General features: G+C 70.0%; 18 protein-coding genes and 1 pseudogene. 9 read left to right on the forward strand and 10 right to left on the reverse strand.

The genetic code is table 11. The features are described 5' to 3' along the window. Nucleotides 1–35: 35 nt before the first annotated feature. On the forward strand, nt 36–986 hold the full coding sequence (locus G3M57_RS23065) for a cation diffusion facilitator family transporter (RefSeq protein ID WP_163233214.1): 951 nt from the start codon (nt 36–38) through the stop codon (nt 984–986). A gap of 38 nt (nt 987–1024) precedes the next feature. On the opposite strand, the gene G3M57_RS23070 is transcribed toward G3M57_RS23065, so the two are convergent. Further along, complete coding sequence (locus tag G3M57_RS23070) at nt 1025–1573, reverse strand: GNAT family N-acetyltransferase (RefSeq protein ID WP_208789706.1); 549 nt, start codon at nt 1571–1573, stop codon at nt 1025–1027. Continuing rightward, nucleotides 1570–2322 (reverse strand): monofunctional biosynthetic peptidoglycan transglycosylase, encoded by a 753-nt coding sequence (mtgA, locus tag G3M57_RS23075; protein ID WP_163233839.1) that lies wholly within the window; start codon nt 2320–2322, stop codon nt 1570–1572. The genes G3M57_RS23070 and mtgA overlap by 4 nt, the downstream gene beginning before the upstream one ends. A gap of 39 nt (nt 2323–2361) precedes the next feature. Here mtgA and G3M57_RS23080 point away from each other — a divergent pair, with 39 nt between their 5' ends. Continuing rightward, a complete protein-coding gene (locus G3M57_RS23080; RefSeq protein ID WP_163233216.1) occupies nt 2362–3039 on the forward strand; it encodes a nitroreductase in 678 nt (225 codons plus the stop codon). Between the two features lie 17 nt (nt 3040–3056). Here G3M57_RS23080 and G3M57_RS23085 read toward each other — a convergent pair whose 3' ends face one another. Next, on the reverse strand, nt 3057–4259 hold the full coding sequence (locus G3M57_RS23085; RefSeq protein WP_163233217.1) for a serine hydrolase domain-containing protein: 1203 nt from the start codon (nt 4257–4259) through the stop codon (nt 3057–3059). 332 nt (nt 4260–4591) lie between these two features. Here G3M57_RS23085 and G3M57_RS23090 point away from each other — a divergent pair, with 332 nt between their 5' ends. Beyond that, complete coding sequence (locus G3M57_RS23090) at nt 4592–5176, forward strand: GNAT family N-acetyltransferase (RefSeq protein ID WP_163233218.1); 585 nt, start codon at nt 4592–4594, stop codon at nt 5174–5176. Between the two features lie 70 nt (nt 5177–5246). Beyond that, entirely contained in the window at nt 5247–6914 is a 1668-nt protein-coding gene (locus G3M57_RS23095) for a putative bifunctional diguanylate cyclase/phosphodiesterase (protein ID WP_056756812.1), read from the forward strand. A gap of 123 nt (nt 6915–7037) precedes the next feature. Here the strand turns inward: G3M57_RS23095 and G3M57_RS23100 are convergent, their stop codons facing one another. Continuing rightward, a complete protein-coding gene (locus G3M57_RS23100; protein WP_056756811.1) occupies nt 7038–7649 on the reverse strand; it encodes a YqgE/AlgH family protein in 612 nt (203 codons plus the stop codon). Nucleotides 7650–7785: 136 nt separating this feature from the next. Here G3M57_RS23100 and G3M57_RS23105 point away from each other — a divergent pair, with 136 nt between their 5' ends. The 4 genes from G3M57_RS23105 to G3M57_RS23120 all read left to right on the forward strand — a co-directional run bounded on the left by G3M57_RS23105 (nt 7786) and on the right by G3M57_RS23120 (nt 9613). Next, nucleotides 7786–8268, forward strand: coding sequence for a peroxiredoxin (locus G3M57_RS23105; RefSeq protein WP_056756810.1), 483 nt, complete (start codon nt 7786–7788; stop codon nt 8266–8268). Between the two features lie 74 nt (nt 8269–8342). After that, complete coding sequence (locus G3M57_RS23110; protein ID WP_230983840.1) at nt 8343–8738, forward strand: PaaI family thioesterase; 396 nt, start codon at nt 8343–8345, stop codon at nt 8736–8738. Between the two features lie 3 nt (nt 8739–8741). Then, nucleotides 8742–9140, forward strand: a complete 399-nt coding sequence (locus tag G3M57_RS23115) for an SRPBCC family protein (RefSeq protein ID WP_163233219.1) — start codon at nt 8742–8744, stop codon at nt 9138–9140. Next, a complete protein-coding gene (locus tag G3M57_RS23120; RefSeq protein ID WP_163233220.1) occupies nt 9137–9613 on the forward strand; it encodes a GNAT family N-acetyltransferase in 477 nt (158 codons plus the stop codon). Before G3M57_RS23115 ends, G3M57_RS23120 begins: the two co-directional genes overlap by 4 nt. Before the next feature lie 4 nt (nt 9614–9617). On the opposite strand, the gene G3M57_RS23125 is transcribed toward G3M57_RS23120, so the two are convergent. The 4 genes from G3M57_RS23125 to G3M57_RS23140 all read right to left on the reverse strand — a co-directional run bounded on the left by G3M57_RS23125 (nt 9618) and on the right by G3M57_RS23140 (nt 14714). Further along, nucleotides 9618–11237 (reverse strand): long-chain fatty acid--CoA ligase, encoded by a 1620-nt coding sequence (locus G3M57_RS23125; RefSeq protein ID WP_163233221.1) that lies wholly within the window; start codon nt 11235–11237, stop codon nt 9618–9620. A gap of 102 nt (nt 11238–11339) precedes the next feature. Beyond that, complete coding sequence (locus G3M57_RS23130; protein WP_163233222.1) at nt 11340–13244, reverse strand: methyl-accepting chemotaxis protein; 1905 nt, start codon at nt 13242–13244, stop codon at nt 11340–11342. Between the two features lie 96 nt (nt 13245–13340). Continuing rightward, nucleotides 13341–14399, reverse strand: coding sequence for a 3-isopropylmalate dehydrogenase (leuB, locus tag G3M57_RS23135; RefSeq protein ID WP_163233223.1), 1059 nt, complete (start codon nt 14397–14399; stop codon nt 13341–13343). 12 nt (nt 14400–14411) lie between these two features. Beyond that, on the reverse strand, nt 14412–14714 hold the full coding sequence (locus G3M57_RS23140) for a putative quinol monooxygenase (RefSeq protein WP_056756801.1): 303 nt from the start codon (nt 14712–14714) through the stop codon (nt 14412–14414). An 11-nt stretch (nt 14715–14725) separates the two neighbouring features. Between G3M57_RS23140 and G3M57_RS23145 the strand changes: the two are divergent. Further along, nucleotides 14726–14850, forward strand: a pseudogene (locus G3M57_RS23145) (hypothetical protein); the annotation flags it as partial. Here G3M57_RS23145 and leuD read toward each other — a convergent pair. Further along, nucleotides 14851–15459 carry a 3-isopropylmalate dehydratase small subunit gene (gene leuD / locus G3M57_RS23150; protein ID WP_056756800.1) on the reverse strand — a complete coding sequence of 203 codons (609 nt, stop codon included), beginning with the start codon at nt 15457–15459 and terminating at the stop codon, nt 14851–14853. It lies immediately after the preceding pseudogene. Next, nucleotides 15459–16901: a 3-isopropylmalate dehydratase large subunit gene (leuC, locus tag G3M57_RS23155; protein WP_163233224.1), complete on the reverse strand. Its 1443-nt coding sequence runs from the start codon at nt 16899–16901 to the stop codon at nt 15459–15461. The genes leuD and leuC overlap by 1 nt, the downstream gene beginning before the upstream one ends. Nucleotides 16902–16974 lie beyond the last annotated feature (73 nt).

Genomic DNA, 16974 nt, shown 5'->3' on the forward strand with positions numbered 1-16974 from the left:
AGGAACGGCTGCCCGGTCCGCCGCGTTCGGCCCGCATGGCCGCGACGGGAACCCACAACAGCTCGACCACCGTGGTCTACGCGGCCCTGGCCGGCAACCTGGCCATCGCCGCCACCAAGTTCGTCGCCTTCGCCCTGACCGGCTCGTCGGCCATGCTGACCGAGGCCATCCATTCCAGCGTCGACACCGGCAACCAGGGCCTGCTGCTGCTGGGCCTGGCGCGCGCCCGCAAGCCGCCCAGCGAAACCCACCCGTTCGGCTACGGCATGGAGGTCTATTTCTGGGCCTTCGTGGTGGCCCTGCTGATCTTCGCCCTGGGCGGGGCCTTCTCGATCTATGAGGGCGTGCTGAAGATCGCCCGGCCCGAGCCGATCGAGCGCGCCTGGATCAACTTCCTGGTCATCGGCCTGGCCGTGCTGTTCGAGGGCGGCTCGTTCCTTGTGGCCTGGAAGGAGTTCAAGGTCGTCCGCAAGGGCACGCCGTTCTTCCGCGCCATCCGCCGCAGCAAGGACCCGTCGATCTTCGCCGTCCTGCTGGAGGACGGCGCGGCCCTGGCCGGCCTGGCGATCGCGGCCCTGGGCGTGGCGGGTTCGGCGATGTTCGGGATCGCCTGGGCCGACGGCGCGGCCTCGGTGGCGATCGGCCTGCTGCTGGTGGGGGTGGCGATCTTCCTGGCCAACGAGACCCGCAGCCTGCTGACCGGCGAGTCGGCCTCGCCCCGCATCGTCGAGGCGGTGCGCGGCATGCTGGCCGCCGATCCGCGCATCGACACCGTGGCCGAGGTGCTGAGCATGCACCTGGGCCCCAGCGAGATCCTGCTGGGCGTGACCCTGGACTTCCACGACGCCCTGACCGCCGGCGAGATCGAGGACGCCGCCGACGACTTCGCGACGCGGATCCGGGCCATCGATCCGCGGATCACCCGGGTGTTCGTCCGCTCGGGCCGGGCCCGGGCCGCCTATGCGCGACCGTTGGACTCCCAGTAAAAATCCGCTCATCCCGGCGAATGCCGGGATGAGCCGGGTTAGATAGAGCGCCGCGCCTTCCAGTCCGCCGCCGTCTGCCCCCACAGATGGACTGGCGTCTCCTGGAAGGGTTCGGGCAGGCGGCCGACCTCCAGGAAGCGCGAGCCGATCCGTTCAGCCACCTTGATTGAAGCGAGGTTGGCCGGGTCGATGCAGTGGACCAGCCGCGTCCAGCCCAGGTGGTCGACGGCCCAGTCCATGGTCGCGGTCGCCGCCTCCACCGCGTAGCCCTTGCCGTGGGCGCGGGGATGCAGGCTCCAGCCCACCTCGGTCCCCGGCCAGCCCTCGGGGCGCCATGGACCGATCCGGCCGACCCACTGGCCGGTGGCCTTCTCGATCAGCGAGAACATGCCAAAGCCGTTCAGGGCCCAGGAGCCGGCCATGGTGGCCATCATCCGCCAGGCCTGGGACCGGCTCATCTGGCCGCCGATGAAGCGGGCCGCCTCGGCGTCGGCCATCAGCTCGGCCCAGCCGTCCAGGTCCTCGGCGGCCGGCGGCCGCAGGATCAGTCGTGCGGTTTCCAGGGTGGGGCCGGGTGCGATCATCAGGGGATCTCCTGAGCCACGCAGGCCGCCAGGCCGCCCCGGCGCACCGCGCCCGAGGCCTTGCCGATTCGGCTGGAGCGCTTCTTGACGTAGCGGCCCGGATTGACCGCCTTCCATTTGAGCGGGCTGGGCAGGATCGCCGCCAGCCGCGCCGCCTGCAGCGGCGTCAGCTTGTCGGCGCCGACCTTGAAGTAGGTCCGCGACGCGGCCTCCGCGCCATAGATGCCCGGGCCGTACTCGATGGAGTTCAGATAGACCTCCATGATCCGCTTCTTGCCCCAGATCGTCTCGATCAGCACCGTGAAATAGGCCTCTAGCCCTTTACGAACATAGGAACGGCCCGGCCACAGGAAGACGTTCTTGGCGGTCTGCTGGCTGATGGTCGAGCCGCCGCGGATCTTCTTGCCCTTCTCGTTGTTCTCGTAGGCCTTCTGCAGGGCGTCCAGGTCGAAGCCATGGTGGTCGCAGAACCGGGCGTCCTCGGCGGCGATCAGCGCGCGCGGCAGGGCCGGCGAGACCTCGTCGATCGGCCGCCAGTGGTGGTTCCAGCCCCTGCCCTCGGCCAGGCGGATGACCATCAGCGGCGTGGCCGGCGGCGGCACGAAGCGATAGACGACCACCGTCAGGATCGGCCCGGCGACCAGCAGGATGAACAGGGCCACCAGGATGTTCCGCACCAGCACCTTCACAGATCGCCCCCTCGCCTTTCCGCCGCTTGCCTTGACCTTACGGCCGGATGCTAGCCAAGCCAGTGTCGCGGGGATAGCCGCCCAGCCGTTAGCGAGGCCTTGATGACCCAGTCCAGGACCGTTTCCGAAGCCGTCGCACGGCGAATGTCGGTTCGCGCCTTCAGGTCCGACCCGCCGCCCGGCGGCATGGTCCGCCAGTTGCTGGAAGCCGCCGGCCGCGCGCCGTCGGGCGGCAACCTCCAGCCCTGGGTGGTGCACGCCCTGGCCGGCGAGCCGCTGAACCAGCTCAAGGCCCTGGTCGGGGCGCGGCTGATGGACCGCGACGAGCCGGAATACCACGTCTATCCCCCCAACCTGTGGGAGCCCCTGCGCACCCGCCGCTACCAAGTCGGCGAGGACCTCTACGCGTCGCTGGGCATCCCGCGCGAGGACAAGCTGGGCCGCCTGCAGCAGTTCGCCAAGAACGCCGAGTTCTTCGGCGCGCCAGTCGCCCTGTTCTTCTCGGTGCATCGCGACTGCGGCCCGCCGCAATGGTCCGACATCGGCATGTACATGCAGACCCTGATGCTGCTGGCCGTCGAGCAGGGCCTGGACACCTGCGCCCAGGAATTCTGGTCAGCCTACGGCAGGCTGGTCGCCACCTTCCTGGACCTGCCCGCCGACCACATGCTGTTCTGCGGCATGGCCCTGGGCTATCGCGACGAGACGGCGGCCGTGAACACCTGGCGATCGCGGCGAGCCCCGTTCGAGGAATGGGGGTCGATGCGGGGTTTCGAATAGGGGCGGCGCTCGCGTCCCTACGGATCGCTCAGGGCGCCACCGTTACCCGCATCGTCGCCTTTCAGCTGGAGCCAGTCGGTGAACGGCAGATGGTAGTAGAGGTCAAAGACCTCGGCCTGCAGCTTGAAAGGCAGGCTGCCGTCGCTGTTCCACAGCATCACCACGCCGGTCTTGGTCGCCGGGTCGAACATCATGGTCGAGCGATAACCGTCGACCGCGCCGCTGTGGCCGACCAGGCGGTGGCCCTTGTAGCCGAAGCTGCGCATGCCCAGGCCATAGCCGGGATGGTCCAGCGTCCGCCCCAGGGGCGAATTGCCGTAGGGCCGATTGGTGTCGACGCGGGGCTGCTGGATGTCGGTCAGCACCGCGGCGGGCAGCACGGCCGGGGCCTGGCCCATCTGGGCCTGCATCCATCGCGCCAGGTCGACGATGTTGGAATTGACCCCGGCCGCGGCGGGGATCCGGTAATAGGCCTCGGCCAGCGGCAAGGCGCGGCCGCCGCGCGACGGCCGGGCCCAGTGCTTGGCCGATCGCAGGCTCTCCATGCCGATGGTCGCGCTGGTCATGCCCAGCGGCAGGAACAGCCGCTGGCGGGCCTCCTCCGCGTAGGGCCGGTGGGTGGCGGTCTCCAGGACCTCACGGATCGTGTCGTAGGCGACGTTCTGATAGGTGTGGCAGGTCGCCGGCGGACATTGGGGCGGCACGACCGCCAGGCTGCCGCGAATCATACGGGGATCCCGGCCGCCTTCCAGCCAGCCGTCATAGGCGTTGCGCGGCAGGCCCGTGCGCTGAGACAGCAGTTGCTCGACCGTCAGCCTGTTCTGGGCGTCGCCGGGCAGCCGCAGGCTGGTGTTGAACTTGCCCAGCGGGTCGTACAGCGACAAAACGCCGTCCCGGGCCAGGCGGGCGCTGAGCGTGCCGGCCACGGTCTTGGACAGCGACGCCCAGCGGAAGACGGTGTCGGCGTCGACCTTCTCGCCGTCCTCCGGCGAGGTCAGGCCATAGCCTCGCACGAACGACAGGCGGCCGTCCTCGACCACGGCGATCGCCAGGCCTTCCATCGAGCGGTCGGCCATCATCGCCTGGATGCGGGCGTCCAGGGCGCGATAGTCGATGCGACCGCGCCAGTCTCCTGGCTTCAGGGGCAGCGCGAGCGGGGTCGCCGCCGGCGCGACGGCGACCGGCTCCGTCTTGGGGGCGCGGGAGCGGTGGAACGCCATCCAGCCCGCCGCCGCCAGCCCGGCCACCAGCAGGACCGCCGCGATCGTCCGCCAGCCGGGCCGGCGTCGCCGGACGAAGGTGTTGTGCCGGGTCCTGTAGAACTTGGTCAGCCGTCTAATCCGCAGAGAATCGTTGTCGCCCGACGCGGCGACGTCGGCGGCAAGCTGGCGTGACTTTGCGTCGAATCCGCGTCGCTCGCACGATGAACGCCGTGTCCTACCCCTTTGGCGCCTCACGGCAAGGCTTCAGGCGCGGCCGCGTCACGACGCCGCGCCTATTGCCTCCGGCGTCCTGACGCTCGAAAGTGCGGCGCTCGACGAGACCCTTCCGCGTGACCGCCTTTCTCCGCCTCTTCCAGCCCGATCCGGGCCCGCGCCTCGAAGGACGGACGGTGTTCCTGCGCCTGCCGCGCCTGCACGACTACAAGCCGTGGGCCGAGCTGCGAGCCCGCTCGGCCGCCTTCCTCAAGCCCTGGGAGCCGACCTGGCCCGAGGACGACCTGACCCGCCCCGCCTTCCGCGCCAGGCTCAACGCCTACGCCCGCGAGCTGGAGCTGGGGGAGGCGTTTCCGTTCTTCATGTTCCGCCGCGACGATGGGACGCTGATCGGCGGGGTCCGGTTGTTCCACATCCGCCGCGGCGTCTCGCAGACGGCGGTCATGGGCTATTGGATCGGCCAGCCCCATGCCCGCCAAGGCTATATGCAGGACGGAGTCCGGGCGGCGATCGACTTCGCGTTCGGCGAGCTGGGGCTGCACCGGCTGGAGGCCGCCTGCATGCCGGAAAACGAGCCTTCGGCGGCCGTTCTGCTGAAATCGGGCTTCCGCGAAGAGGGATATGCCCCCGCTTATCTGAAAATTAACGGCGAGTGGCGAGATCATCGTCTGTTCGGGATGGTCGCGCCCCCGGCTTGTTAGCCGGTCTTCTCCTCGGAGAGGAATCTTAGCGCGGACCCGGACACGGCGCCTTCGGGCGTGGGATCAGGGCATGTCGTTCAAGATCAGTCAGCGACGCGTATGGGACGCCACGGCCACCCTCGAGGCCCTGGGCGCCGCCGAAGTCGCGCTGTGGCTCTGGGAGCCCGAGGCCGATCGCCTGCGCGTCAACGGGGCTTCGCGCGCCCTGGGCCTGGGGCCGCTGGCTCCCGACTGTTCCTCCGCCGCCTTCCGCGCCCTGACCCTGCCCCAGGATCGGGCCCAGGCCGAGGACATCCTCAAGGTCCGCCCGCCGGGTAGCGAGATCATCGCCCGTCTGCGCACGCGGGGCGGCGAGATCTGCATCTGGCGCGGGACCTGGCTGGAGGACGGGGTGCGCGCCGCCGGCGTGGTCGTCCCCGAGGTCAAGTTCGCCGCCTCCGAGCGCGACAGCCTGACCGGCCTGCTGGACCGCCAGAGCTTCATCGCCCGGGCCCGCGAGCGTCTGTCCAACGGCGGCGTCCATGAGCTGGTGGTCGCCGACGTCGACCGCCTGCGCCGGCTGAACGAGGCCCTGGGCCACGAGCGCGCCGACCTGGTGCTGGCCGCCCTGGGCTCGCGCCTGGCCGCCGCCTTCCCGTGCGAGGCCCTGCTGGGGCGCATCGGCGAGGACGAGTTCGCGGTGCTGTGCGACCCGGCCGGCTTCGAGCCCGCCGAGCTGCTGCGCACCGCCCTGGAGCAGCCCCTGCGGGTGGCCGGCTTCGACATCCATCCGACTCTGTCGATCGGCGCGGTCTCGGCCGAGGGCGGCGAGGACGCTCCCGAGGCGGCCGAACTGCTGCGCCGCGCCGAACTGGCCGTCGAGGCCGCCGCCGCCAATGGCCGCGGAAGCGCCGCCGCCTACGGTCGATCAATGGAGACCGACGGTCTGTCGCGCCTGGCCCTGGAGGCCGACCTGCGCGGCGCCATCGGCCGCGGCGAGATCACCCCGTTCTTCCAGCCCGTGGTGCGGCTGTCGACCGGCGCCCTGTCCGGCTTCGAGGCCCTGGCCCGCTGGATCCACCCGCGCCGCGGCATGCTGCCGCCCGACGAGTTCCTCCCGCTGGTGGAGGAGATGGGCCTGATGAGCGAGCTGGGCGAGCACATGATGCGCACCTCGGCCCGTCAGCTGGCCAAATGGCGCGACACCCATCCGGCCGTCGGGGCCCTGACCGTCAGCGTCAACCTGTCGACGGGCGAGATCGACCGCCCGGGCCTGGTCCACGACGTACGCCAGGTGCTCAAGGAGCACGACCTGCCGCGCGGCGCCCTGAAGCTGGAAGTCACCGAAAGCGACATCATGCGCGACCCCGAGCGGGCCGCCGTGATCCTGCGGACCCTGCGCGAGGCCGGCGCCGGCCTGGCCCTGGACGACTTCGGCACCGGCTTCTCGTCGCTGTCGTACCTGACCCGCCTGCCGTTCGACACGCTGAAGATCGACCGCTATTTCGTGCGGACCATGGGCAGCAACGCCGGCTCGGCCAAGATCGTCCGCTCGGTGGTCAAGCTGGGCCAGGACCTGGACCTGGAAGTCGTCGCCGAGGGCGTCGAGAACGCCGAGATGGCCCGCGCCCTGCAAGCCCTGGGCTGCGACTACGGCCAGGGCTTCGGCTACGCGCCGGCCCTGTCGCCGCAGGAGGCCGAGGTCTATCTGAACGAAGCCTATGTCGACGGCGCCGCGCCGGTGAAGGCGCGGGGCTGACGATCAGATCCTCCCCCTGTGGGGGAGGTGGCCCGAATGGGCCGGAGGGGGGAGTGATCCAACCTCGGCAGTATCCCCCCACCGATCGCTTCGCGATCGCCTCCCCCACAGGGGGAGGACCGTCTAAGCTCGCCCCGCCTGGCTCGACAGGTGGTCGGCCGTGATCCCGATCTTGGCCAGGGCCATGGTCCACTTGTTCTCGTAGTCGTCACCGAACAGCAGGGCTTCGTCGGCGTCGCAGATCAGCCAGACATTGTCGCGCAGTTCCTGCTCGAGCTGGCCCGGACCCCAGCCGGAATAGCCGAGGGCCAGGATGGCGTGGCGCGGCCGGCGGATCTTGCTGCCCAGCGCGTCCAGGGCGTCGCGGGTCACGGTCAGGGCCAGGCCGTCGGCCACCGGCACCGTGGAGTCCGGCGAGACATAGTCGTCGGTATGCAGCACGAAGCCGCGCTCGCGCTCGACCGGGCCGCCCAGCATCACCAGGTCGCCGCCGGCCTCGATCTCGGGCGCGATTCCCAGGTTGTTGAGCAGTTCGAACAGGGTCAGGCCCTCGACCGGGCGGTTGACCGCCAGGCCCATGGCCTGCTCGGCGTCGTGGGCGCAGACATACAGCACGGCGCGCTCGAAGCGCGGATCCTCGATGCCGGGCATGGCCACCAGCATCTGTCCGGCGAGGAAGCCGGTCTGCTCGCCCCTGGGGTTGTCGACTCCGCGATCCTTGCGTGATGTGTCCATGATCAGAGGATCGGGTCGGAACGCGTCGGTTTCAAGTCCAACCTTCCCTTGGCGATCCGCGCCGGGGCCTTTATCTCGGTTGCGCGTTCTCAACGCGCATCTCCCCCTTCCCCGGGCAACCCACAGGACACCGCACATGGCGATCAAGGTTGGCGACACGCTTCCTTCGGCGACTTTCATGACCAGCACGGCCGAGGGCCCCGCCCCGGTCACCACCGACGAGCTGTTCAAAGGCAAGACCGTGGCCCTGTTCGCGGTGCCCGGCGCCTTCACCCCGACCTGCTCGGCCAAGCACCTGCCCGGCTTCAAGGAAAAGGCCGCGGACCTCAAGGCCAAGGGCGTCGACACGATCGCCTGCGTCTCGGTCAACGACCTGTTCGTGATGAAGGCCTGGGGCGCCGACCAGGGCATCACCGACGAGGTGCTGCTGCTGGCCGACGGCAACGGCGAGTTCACCAAGGCCGTCGGCCTGGAGTTCGACGGCAGCAAGTTCGGCATGGGCCTGCGCTCGCAGCGCTATTCCCTGATCGCCAAGGACGGGGTGGTCGAGACGCTGAACGTCGAGGAAGGCGGGGAATTCAAGGTCTCGTCGGCCGACTACATGCTGGGCCAGCTGTAGGGTCCGTCCGGACCACCGATACGCCTCGTCATTCCCGCCAGCCGGGAAATGACGAGGCCAGGGGAGCGACGCCCGTGACAGACGGCTTTGACATCTCCGCCCTGCCCTTCGCCGCCCTGATGGGGCTGGAGATCACCCACGCCGCCCCGGATCGCGTCGAGGGCCGGCTGATCGTCCGCCCCGACCTGTGCACCGCGGGCGGCGTCCTGCACGGCGGGGCGGCCATGGCCCTGGCCGACAGCCTGGGGGCGGTGGGCGCCTTCCTGAGCACGCCGGCCGGGATGCGCACCACCACGCTGGAGAGCAAGACCAACTTCATCGGCGGCGCCAGCGTCGGAACCACGATCACCGCGGTCTCGACCCCGCTGCACGTCGGTCGCCGTTCCAGCGTCTGGACTACCCGGATCGAGGGCGAGGGCGGCAGGCTGGTGGCGGTGGTCACCCAAACCCAAATGACCATGGAGACCTGAGCCGTGACCCTGTTCGAAGCGCGTCCGATCACCGTGTCGATCGCCCGGCCGGCCGACCAGGTCTACGCCTTCGCCCACAAGCCCGAGAGCTTTCCCCAGTGGGCCGCCGGTCTCGGCGCCGGCCTGACCCGCGACGGCGACCGCTGGGTCGCCCACGGGCCGGACGGCGACGTCCAGGTGCGGTTCTCGCCGCCCAACGCCTACGGCGTGCTCGACCACTGGGTGACCCTGCCGGACGGGACCGAGATCAGCATTCCCTTGCGGGTGGTGGCCAACGGCGACGGGGCCGAGGTCACCCTGACCCTGTTCCGGCCGCCCGGCATGGACGACGCCCGGTTCGCGCGCGACCAGGGCATGGTCGCCGACGACCTGGCCCGGCTGAAGGCGCTGCTGGAGTCATGATCGCCCTGCGCGGACCCCGCCCCGGCGACTATGGCTGGATCGTCCAGCGGCACGGCGTTCTGTACGCGGCGGAACAGGGCTGGGACGCCCGGTTCGAGGGGCTGGTGGCCGGCGTCGTGGCCGAGTTCATCAAGACCTTCGACCCGGCGCGCGAGGCCTGCTGGATCGCCGAGCACCAGGGGGCGCCGGTCGGCTCGATCCTGCTGGCCCGCGAGAGCGACACGGTCGGCCGCCTGCGCCTGCTGCTGGTCGAGCCCTCGGCCCGCGGCCTGGGCGTCGGCGACAGGCTGGTGGCCGAATGCGTGAGCTTCGCTCGCCAGGCCGGCTATCAGGAGGTCGTGCTCTGGACCCAGAGCAACCTGCTGCCGGCCCGCCGCCTCTACGAACGCGCCGGCTTCGGGCTTGAGGACAGCTGGCCCTATGACGGTTTCGGCGAGGGGCTGGTCTCGGAAACCTGGCGGCTGAGGTTCTAGGCGCCTACCCCATCAGATGGCCTCGCCAGGCCTCCCGCAGCACCTTCTTGTCGATCTTGCCGGTCGCCGTCAGCGGGACGGCGGCGAACACCACGTCGTCAGGCGTCCACCACTTGACGATCCGAGGCGCGAGGTAGGCCAGCACCTCGGCCTTGCCGATCGAGGCGCCCGCGTGGGCCTCGATCACCAGCAGGGGGCGCTCCTCCCACTTCGGATGCGGCACGCCGACCACCGCGGCGATCTTCACGCCCGGACAGCCGGCGGCGATGTTCTCCAGGTCGATCGAGCTGATCCATTCGCCGCCCGACTTGATGACGTCCTTCTGGCGGTCGGTGATGCGCATGAAGCCATGCGCGTCGAGCGTGGCGATGTCGCCGGTGTCGAACCAGCCGTCGGTCTGGGCGGCGTCGGCCTCCTGGCGGTAGTAGCGGCGGACCACCCAGGGCCCGCGCACCTTCAAGGCGCCCGAGGTCTCGCCGTCGCGCGGAGCCTCGGCCCCGTCCTCGGTCTCGACCCGCAGCTCGATCCCGAACTGCAGCCGGCCCTGCCGGGTCCAGATCGCCTCGTTCAGGGCGTCTTCGCCCAGGGCGGCCAGGGACGGCGTGGGCGTGGCCACCACGCCGATCGGGCAGGTCTCGGTCATGCCCCAGATCTGCAGCACGTCGACGCCGTATTTCGTCTTGAAGGTCTCGGCCATGGCCCGCGGCACCGCGCTGCCGCCGATCACCACGCGCTTGAGGCTGTCCGGCCGCTGGCCGATCTGTTCCAGATGGGCCAGGTACATCGTCCAGATGGTCGGCACCCCGCCGGTGAAGGTCACCCCTTCGCCCTGGATCAGCTCGTGCAGCGAGGCGCCGTCCATCCTGTCGGCCGGCAACACCAGCATGGACCCGCAGATCGGGGCGGTGAACGGCAGGCCCCAGGCGGTGGCGTGATAGAGGCTGGAACACGGCATCACCACGTCGAAGGCGGTCAGGCCGAAGGCGCTGGCCAGGCCGCCGGCCATGGCGTGCAACACCACGGCGCGATGCGAATAGAGCACCCCCTTGGGATCGCCGGTCGTGCCCGAGGTGTAACAGAGGAAGGCGCCGGCGTTCTCGTCCAGCGTGGGCCAGTCGATGGTCCCGGCCTCGCCGGCGATCAGGGCCTCGTACGACATCGCCCCGACGCCGGCGTCATGGGTTCGCGCGGCGTCGGACAGCATGACGAAGGTCTTCACCGTGGTCAGGCGCGGGGCCAGGCGGGCGACCAGCTCGGCGAAATTGCGGTCGAACAGCAGGACGCCGCTGGCGGCGTGATTGATCGTGAAGACGATCTGCTCGTCCGACAGCCGGGGATTGGCCGTGTGCAGCACCGCGCCGAGGCCGGGAACGGCGTAGAACAGCTCCAGGTGCCGGTGGGTGTTCCAGGCCAGGGAGGTGACCCGGTCGCCCGGCCGCACGCCCAGTCGCGCCAGGGCGTTGGCGGCCTGGGCCGCGCGCTGGGCCAGGCCGGCATAGTCGTAGCGCCAGGGCGGCTCGTCGATCAGCCGGGAAACGATCTCGCGCCCGCCGTGGGCGGCGGCCGCATAGCGCAGGATGCCGCTGACCAGCAGCGGCGTGGTCTGCATCAGGCCCGGGATCATGGCTGCTCCTCCCTTGTCCTTTTGGGACAAGCTTAGAGCGTCGTCACGGGAAGGGTAGGCCTGGTCGAGACTTCCCTCCGCCGAACCGGCGGGCGTGGCCGGTCAGAACTCTTCCCAGCTGTCCGCCGCGACCGCCGCATTACCGTTGAACGCGGCGGCGATCCGGGTCCGGGCCGCTTGGGCCGGGCTGGCGACCGGCCGCGAGGCGGGCGTGGCGGCGACCGGGCGCGAGGCCTCGCCGCCCACCTTGAAGCGCCCGACCAGGGCGGCCAGTTCACCGGCCTCGCCCTTCAGCGAGTGGGTGGCGGCGGTGGCTTCCTCGACCATGGCGGCGTTCTGCTGGACGACCTGGTCCATCTGGTTCACGGCGCTGTTGACCTGATGCAGGCCGGTCGCCTGTTCCTGGGCCGAGGCGGCGATTTCCCGGACCAGGCTGTCGATCGAGGCGACCTGGTCGACGATGGCCTGCAGGGCCTGGCCGGTCTGGCCGACCAGGCTGACGCCGGTTCCGACCTGGGCGGTCGAGGTCGAAATCAGGCCCTTGATCTCCTTGGCGGCGTCGGCCGAGCGCTGGGCCAGGGCCCGCACTTCCTGGGCCACCACCGCGAAGCCTCGACCGGCGTCACCGGCGCGAGCCGCTTCGACGCCCGCGTTCAGGGCCAGGAGGTTGGTCTGGAAGGCGATCTCGTCGATCACCCCGATGATCTGGGACACCTGCTGCGACGAGGTTTCGATCTCGGTCATGGCGCTGACGGCCTGGCTGACGATCTGGCCGGACTTCTCGGCGCCGGTCCGGGCGTTGGCCACCAGGCCGGACACCTCGTTGGCGCCCGCGGCGGTCTTGCGCACGGTGGCGGTGATCTGGTCGAGGGCGGCGGCGGTTTCTTCCAGACTGGCCGCCTGCTGCTCGGTGCGGCGCGACAGGTCGTCCGAGGCGCTGGCGATCTCCTCCGAGCCGGACCGGATGCCGCCGGTCGCCGCGTTAATGCCGCGCAGGGCGTCCTGCAGGCGGTCGGCGGCGGTGTTGAAGTCGGACTTCAGCTGGGCGGCCTTGGGGGCGAAGTCGACGCTGATGCGATGGGTCAGGTCGCCGCCGGCCAGACGGTCGAGCGCCTGGGCCAGGGCCCCGATCGCCACGGCGTCGGCCTGGGCCTCGGCGGCCTTCTCGGCTTCGCGCTGGGCGCGCTCGGCCTCGGTCAGGCGGCGCTGCTCGACAGTTTCGCCTTCCAGCCGCGCCTTGGCGACGGCGGCGTCCTTGAAGCTGAGCAGGGCGTCGGCCATCAGCCCGACCTCGTCCTTGCGGCCGATCGCCGGGACCTCGGCGTCGTTGTCGCCCGAGGCCAGGCGGCGCATGACGGCGGTCATGCGCGACACCGGGGCGCCGATCGTGCTCGACAGCAGCCAGCCCATCAGGCCGGCGATGGCCAGGGCGGCCACGCCGCCGATCACCAGCGACTGGGTGGCCAGCGTCATGGCGCCCTTCTGTTCCTTGGCGCGGATCGTCACGCGCTCGAGGGCGGCGCTCGACAGTTCGTCCTGCAGGGCGCGCAGGTCGTCCAGGCTCTTCTTGCCGATCAGCCCGGCGGCCTGGGACTTGCTCGCCGGGTCCTTCATCGCCGTCAGCGTCGGCTCGGCGACGTCGCGCCGCCAATCGGTCATGGCGGTCCGCATCTTCTGGATGCGTTCCTTCTGGGCGGCCTGGGTGGTCTTGCCCTCGAAGGCGTCCAGCGCCTTGTCGAACGCCGCGGCGTTGTCCTGGTAGACCTCGGCGAACGCGGGATCGTCGGTCAGGGCGTAGCCGCGCAGGGCGTTCTGCTGCTCGAGGATCAGGCTCATCATCGTCTCGGCCTGGCTGGCCAGGACGAGGCTGCGCTGGCTGGAGGTCGAGGCCTTGTCGATGCTCTGCAGGCTGGCGAAGACGACGCCGGACGACACCGCAAAGGCCAGGATCAGCGCGCTGAACGCGATCCCGAGCTTCGTGGAAATCTTCAGGTCCTGGAATCGCATCGCTTGCCCCGCGCCCGGTGTTGAAATCGACGCGCAGGGTTTGACCGAGAACCCTTAAGGTTACGTTGCGGGAACCTTAGGAATAACGTCGATATATCAACGACCTAGGTTCGCAAGCACGGCGTCGCCCATCTGGGCCGTCGACAGCTCGCCGCCCAGGTCGCGGGTCCGGGCCCCGCCGTCCAGCGCCGCCTTGACCGCCGCCAGCAGGGCGTCGGCGGCGTCGGCGCGGTTCAGCGACCAGCGCAGGGCCATCTCGAACGACAGGATGGCGGCCAGCGGATTGGCCACGCCCTTGCCGGCGATGTCGGGCGCCGAGCCGTGGATGGGCTCGTACAGGCCCGGCTTGCCCGCCGCGCCCAGGGCCGCCGAGGGCAGCATGCCCAGCGAGCCGGTCAGCATGGCTGCGGCGTCCGACAGGATGTCGCCGAACAGGTTGTCGGTGACGATGACGTCGAACTGCTTGGGGGCGCGGACCAGCTGCATGGCGCAGTTGTCGGCCAGGATGTGCTCCAGCTGGACGTCGGCGTAGTCGCGGGCGTGCAGCTCGGTGACCACCTGCTTCCACAACAGGCCGCTTTCCATGACGTTCGACTTCTCGGCCGAGGCCACGCGATTGCCACGGCCGCGGGCCAGCTCGAAGGCCACTCGGGCCACGCGCTCGATCTCGGCGGTGGTGTAGACCTGGGTGTCGACGCCGCGCTTCTGACCGTCGCCCAGGTCCTCGATCCCGCGCGGCTGGCCGAAATAGACCCCGCCCGTCAGTTCACGGACGAACATGATGTCCAGGCCCGAGACCAGTTCGCGCTTGAGGCTGGAGGCGTCGGCCAGGGCCTCGAAACAGTAGGCCGGGCGCAGGTTGGCGTAGACGTCCATCGCCTTGCGCAGGTTCAGCAGGCCGGCTTCCGGCCGCAGGTGGCGCGGGGCGTTCGCCCATTGCGGGCCGCCGACCGCGCCCATCAGCACCGCGTCGCTGGCCAGGGCCGCGTCGCGGACCTCGTCGGTCAGGGGCGTGCCGTGGGCGTCGTAGCTGGCGCCGCCGTAGATCCGCTCCTCGACGTTAAGGTCGGGGGTCAGGACCTGGGCCACCCGGCGCACCTCCCCGCAAACCTCGGGGCCGATCCCGTCGCCGGGCAGGAGCAGAAGCGTGGACATCGGAAAGCTCTCTTAGATGGTGCGGTAGTCTGAAACGTCGAAGGACGACATGCGGCGGTCGTGGACGCCCAGTTGCGGGAAGCACGCGCGCCAGGCGGCCATGTGCGGGCTGGCGCGGTGGAAGGCCAGGGCTTCCTCGTCGACGAAGTGCTCGAACACCCGGATCAAGCCGGGATCCAGCGGATCCTCGCTCAGCGCATAGTCCAGGCAGCCCGGCTCGGCGCGACTGCCCTCGACCTGGGCCTTCAGGTGCGGCCGCAGCTCGGCCAGGCGCTCGGGCGCGACGCGGATCGTGCCGGCCAGGATGACGGTCATGGGCGTGCGTCCTGACGGGGCGCCGCCGTGCGTCCTTCGAGGCTCGGCTGCGCCTCACTCCTCAGGATGAGGAATTCAGCACAACGTTCCTCATCCTGAGGCGCCCGCGCAGCGGGCCTCGAAGGACGCACGGCGCTCAAGCTTCCAGCCACGGCCGGTCCAGCGCCCGCTTGCTCTCGTAGAGGTCGATGTCGGCGCTGTGCATCAGGGTCTCGCCGATGAAATCCAGGCCCTTGAGCATCTTGTCCTTGCGCACCGGATCGATCTCGAACCGGAAGCTCCTGCCCGAGGGCGAAACCACCGTCTGGGACTCCAGATCCACGCTGACCATGTGGTTGCCGCCCTTGGCTTCGTCCATCAACTGGGCGACTTCCTCGGGCTTCAGCACCACCGGCAGCAGGCCGTTGTTGAAGCAGTTGTTGTTGAAGATGTCGGCGAAGCTGGTCGAGATCACGCACATGATCCCGTAGTCCATCAACGCCCAGGGCGCGTGCTCGCGCGAGCTTCCGCAGCCGAAGTTGTCGCCGGCGATCAGCACGCTGGAGCCTTTGTACTCCGGCCGGTTCAGCACGAAGTCGGCGATCTCGTTCCCCTCGCCGTCGAAGCGGAAGTCGTAGAACAGGCCCTTGGCCAGGCCCTCGCGCTCGACGGTCTTGAGGAACTGCTTGGGGATGATCTGGTCGGTGTCGATATTGGCCAGCGACAGCGGCGCCGCGCGGCCGTCGAGACGGGTGAAGGCCTGCATCAGACGGTCTCCTCAAGCAGGGCGCGCACGTCGACCAGGTGGCCGGCGATCGCCGCCGCCGCCGCCATGGCCGGCGACACCAGGTGGGTGCGGCCGGCGCGGCCCTGGCGGCCCTCGAAGTTGCGGTTGCTGGTCGAGGCGCAGCGCTCCTGCGGGGCCAGCTTGTCGGGGTTCATGGCCAGGCACATCGAGCAGCCCGGCTCGCGCCAGTCAAAGCCCGCGGCCTTGAAGATGGCGTCCAGGCCTTCGGCCTCGGCCTGTTCCTTCACCAGGCCCGAACCCGGCACCACCATAGCCTTGACGTGCGGAGCCACCAGCCGGCCGTGCAGGAAGGCTTCCTGCACAACGGCGGCGGCGGCGCGCATGTCCTCGATCCGGCTGTTGGTGCACGAGCCGATGAAGACGCGGTCGATGCGGGCCTCGCTGATCGGCTGGCCGGCGGTCAGGCCCATATAGTCCAGCGCCCGGTGAGCGGCGGCGCGCTTGTCGGGGGTGGCGAAGCTTTCCGGATCCGGGACGTTGCCGGTCACCGGGATGACGTCCTCGGGCGACGTGCCCCAGGTGACCATCGGGACCAGGGCCGAGCCGTCGATCACCACGGTGCGGTCGAAATGGGCGTCCGCGTCGCTGACGAAGCTCTTCCAGTACGAGAGCGCCATGTCCCAGGCCGCGCCCTTGGGGGCCGAGGGCTTGCCCTGGATGTAGGCGAAGGTCTTGTCGTCGGGCGCGACCAGGCCGGCCTTGGCGCCGCCCTCGATGGTCAGGTTGCACAGCGTCATGCGGCCTTCCATCGACAGGTCGCGGACCACCGGACCGGCGAACTCGATGACATAGCCGGTGCCGCCGGCCGTGCCGATCTCGCCGATCACGGCCAGGGCGACGTCCTTGGCGGTGACGCCGGGACCCAGCTGGCCGTCGACGCGGACCAGCATGTTCCTGGCCTTCTCCTGGCGCAGGGTCTGGGTGGCCAGGACGTGCTCGACCTCGGACGTGCCGATGCCGTGGGCCAGGGCCCCGAACGCGCCATGGGTCGAGGTGTGGCTGTCGCCGCAGACGATGGTCATGCCCGGCTGGGTGCGGCCCTGCTCGGGGCCGACCACGTGGACGATCCCGTTGCGGATGTCGCCCATCGGGAAGAACTCGATGCCGTTGTCCTGCACATTGCGAGCCAAGGTCTTGAGCTGCAATCTGGCCTCGTCGTCGGCCACGGCGTCGACGCCCAGGGCCTGGCCCTCGGTCGGGATGTTGTGGTCGGCGACGGCCAGCGTGCGGTCGGGCCGGCGCACCTTGCGGCCGGCCGCGCGAAGCCCGGCGAAGGCCTGCGGGGTGGTGACCTCGTGGATGAGGTGCAGGTCGATATAGAGGATCGCTTCGCCGTCCTGTTCGTTGACGACGTGAGCGTCCCAGATCTTGTCGTACAGGGTCTTGGGTGCGCGGGTCATGATACCCGCGCATCTAGGCCTTGAGACGGGGCGCGTAAAGCGAGGAAACGCTGAAAATTCACGCGGGCCGGCG

It is taken from the genome of Caulobacter rhizosphaerae (assembly GCF_010977555.1).
Lineage (GTDB): Bacteria > Pseudomonadota > Alphaproteobacteria > Caulobacterales > Caulobacteraceae > Caulobacter > Caulobacter rhizosphaerae.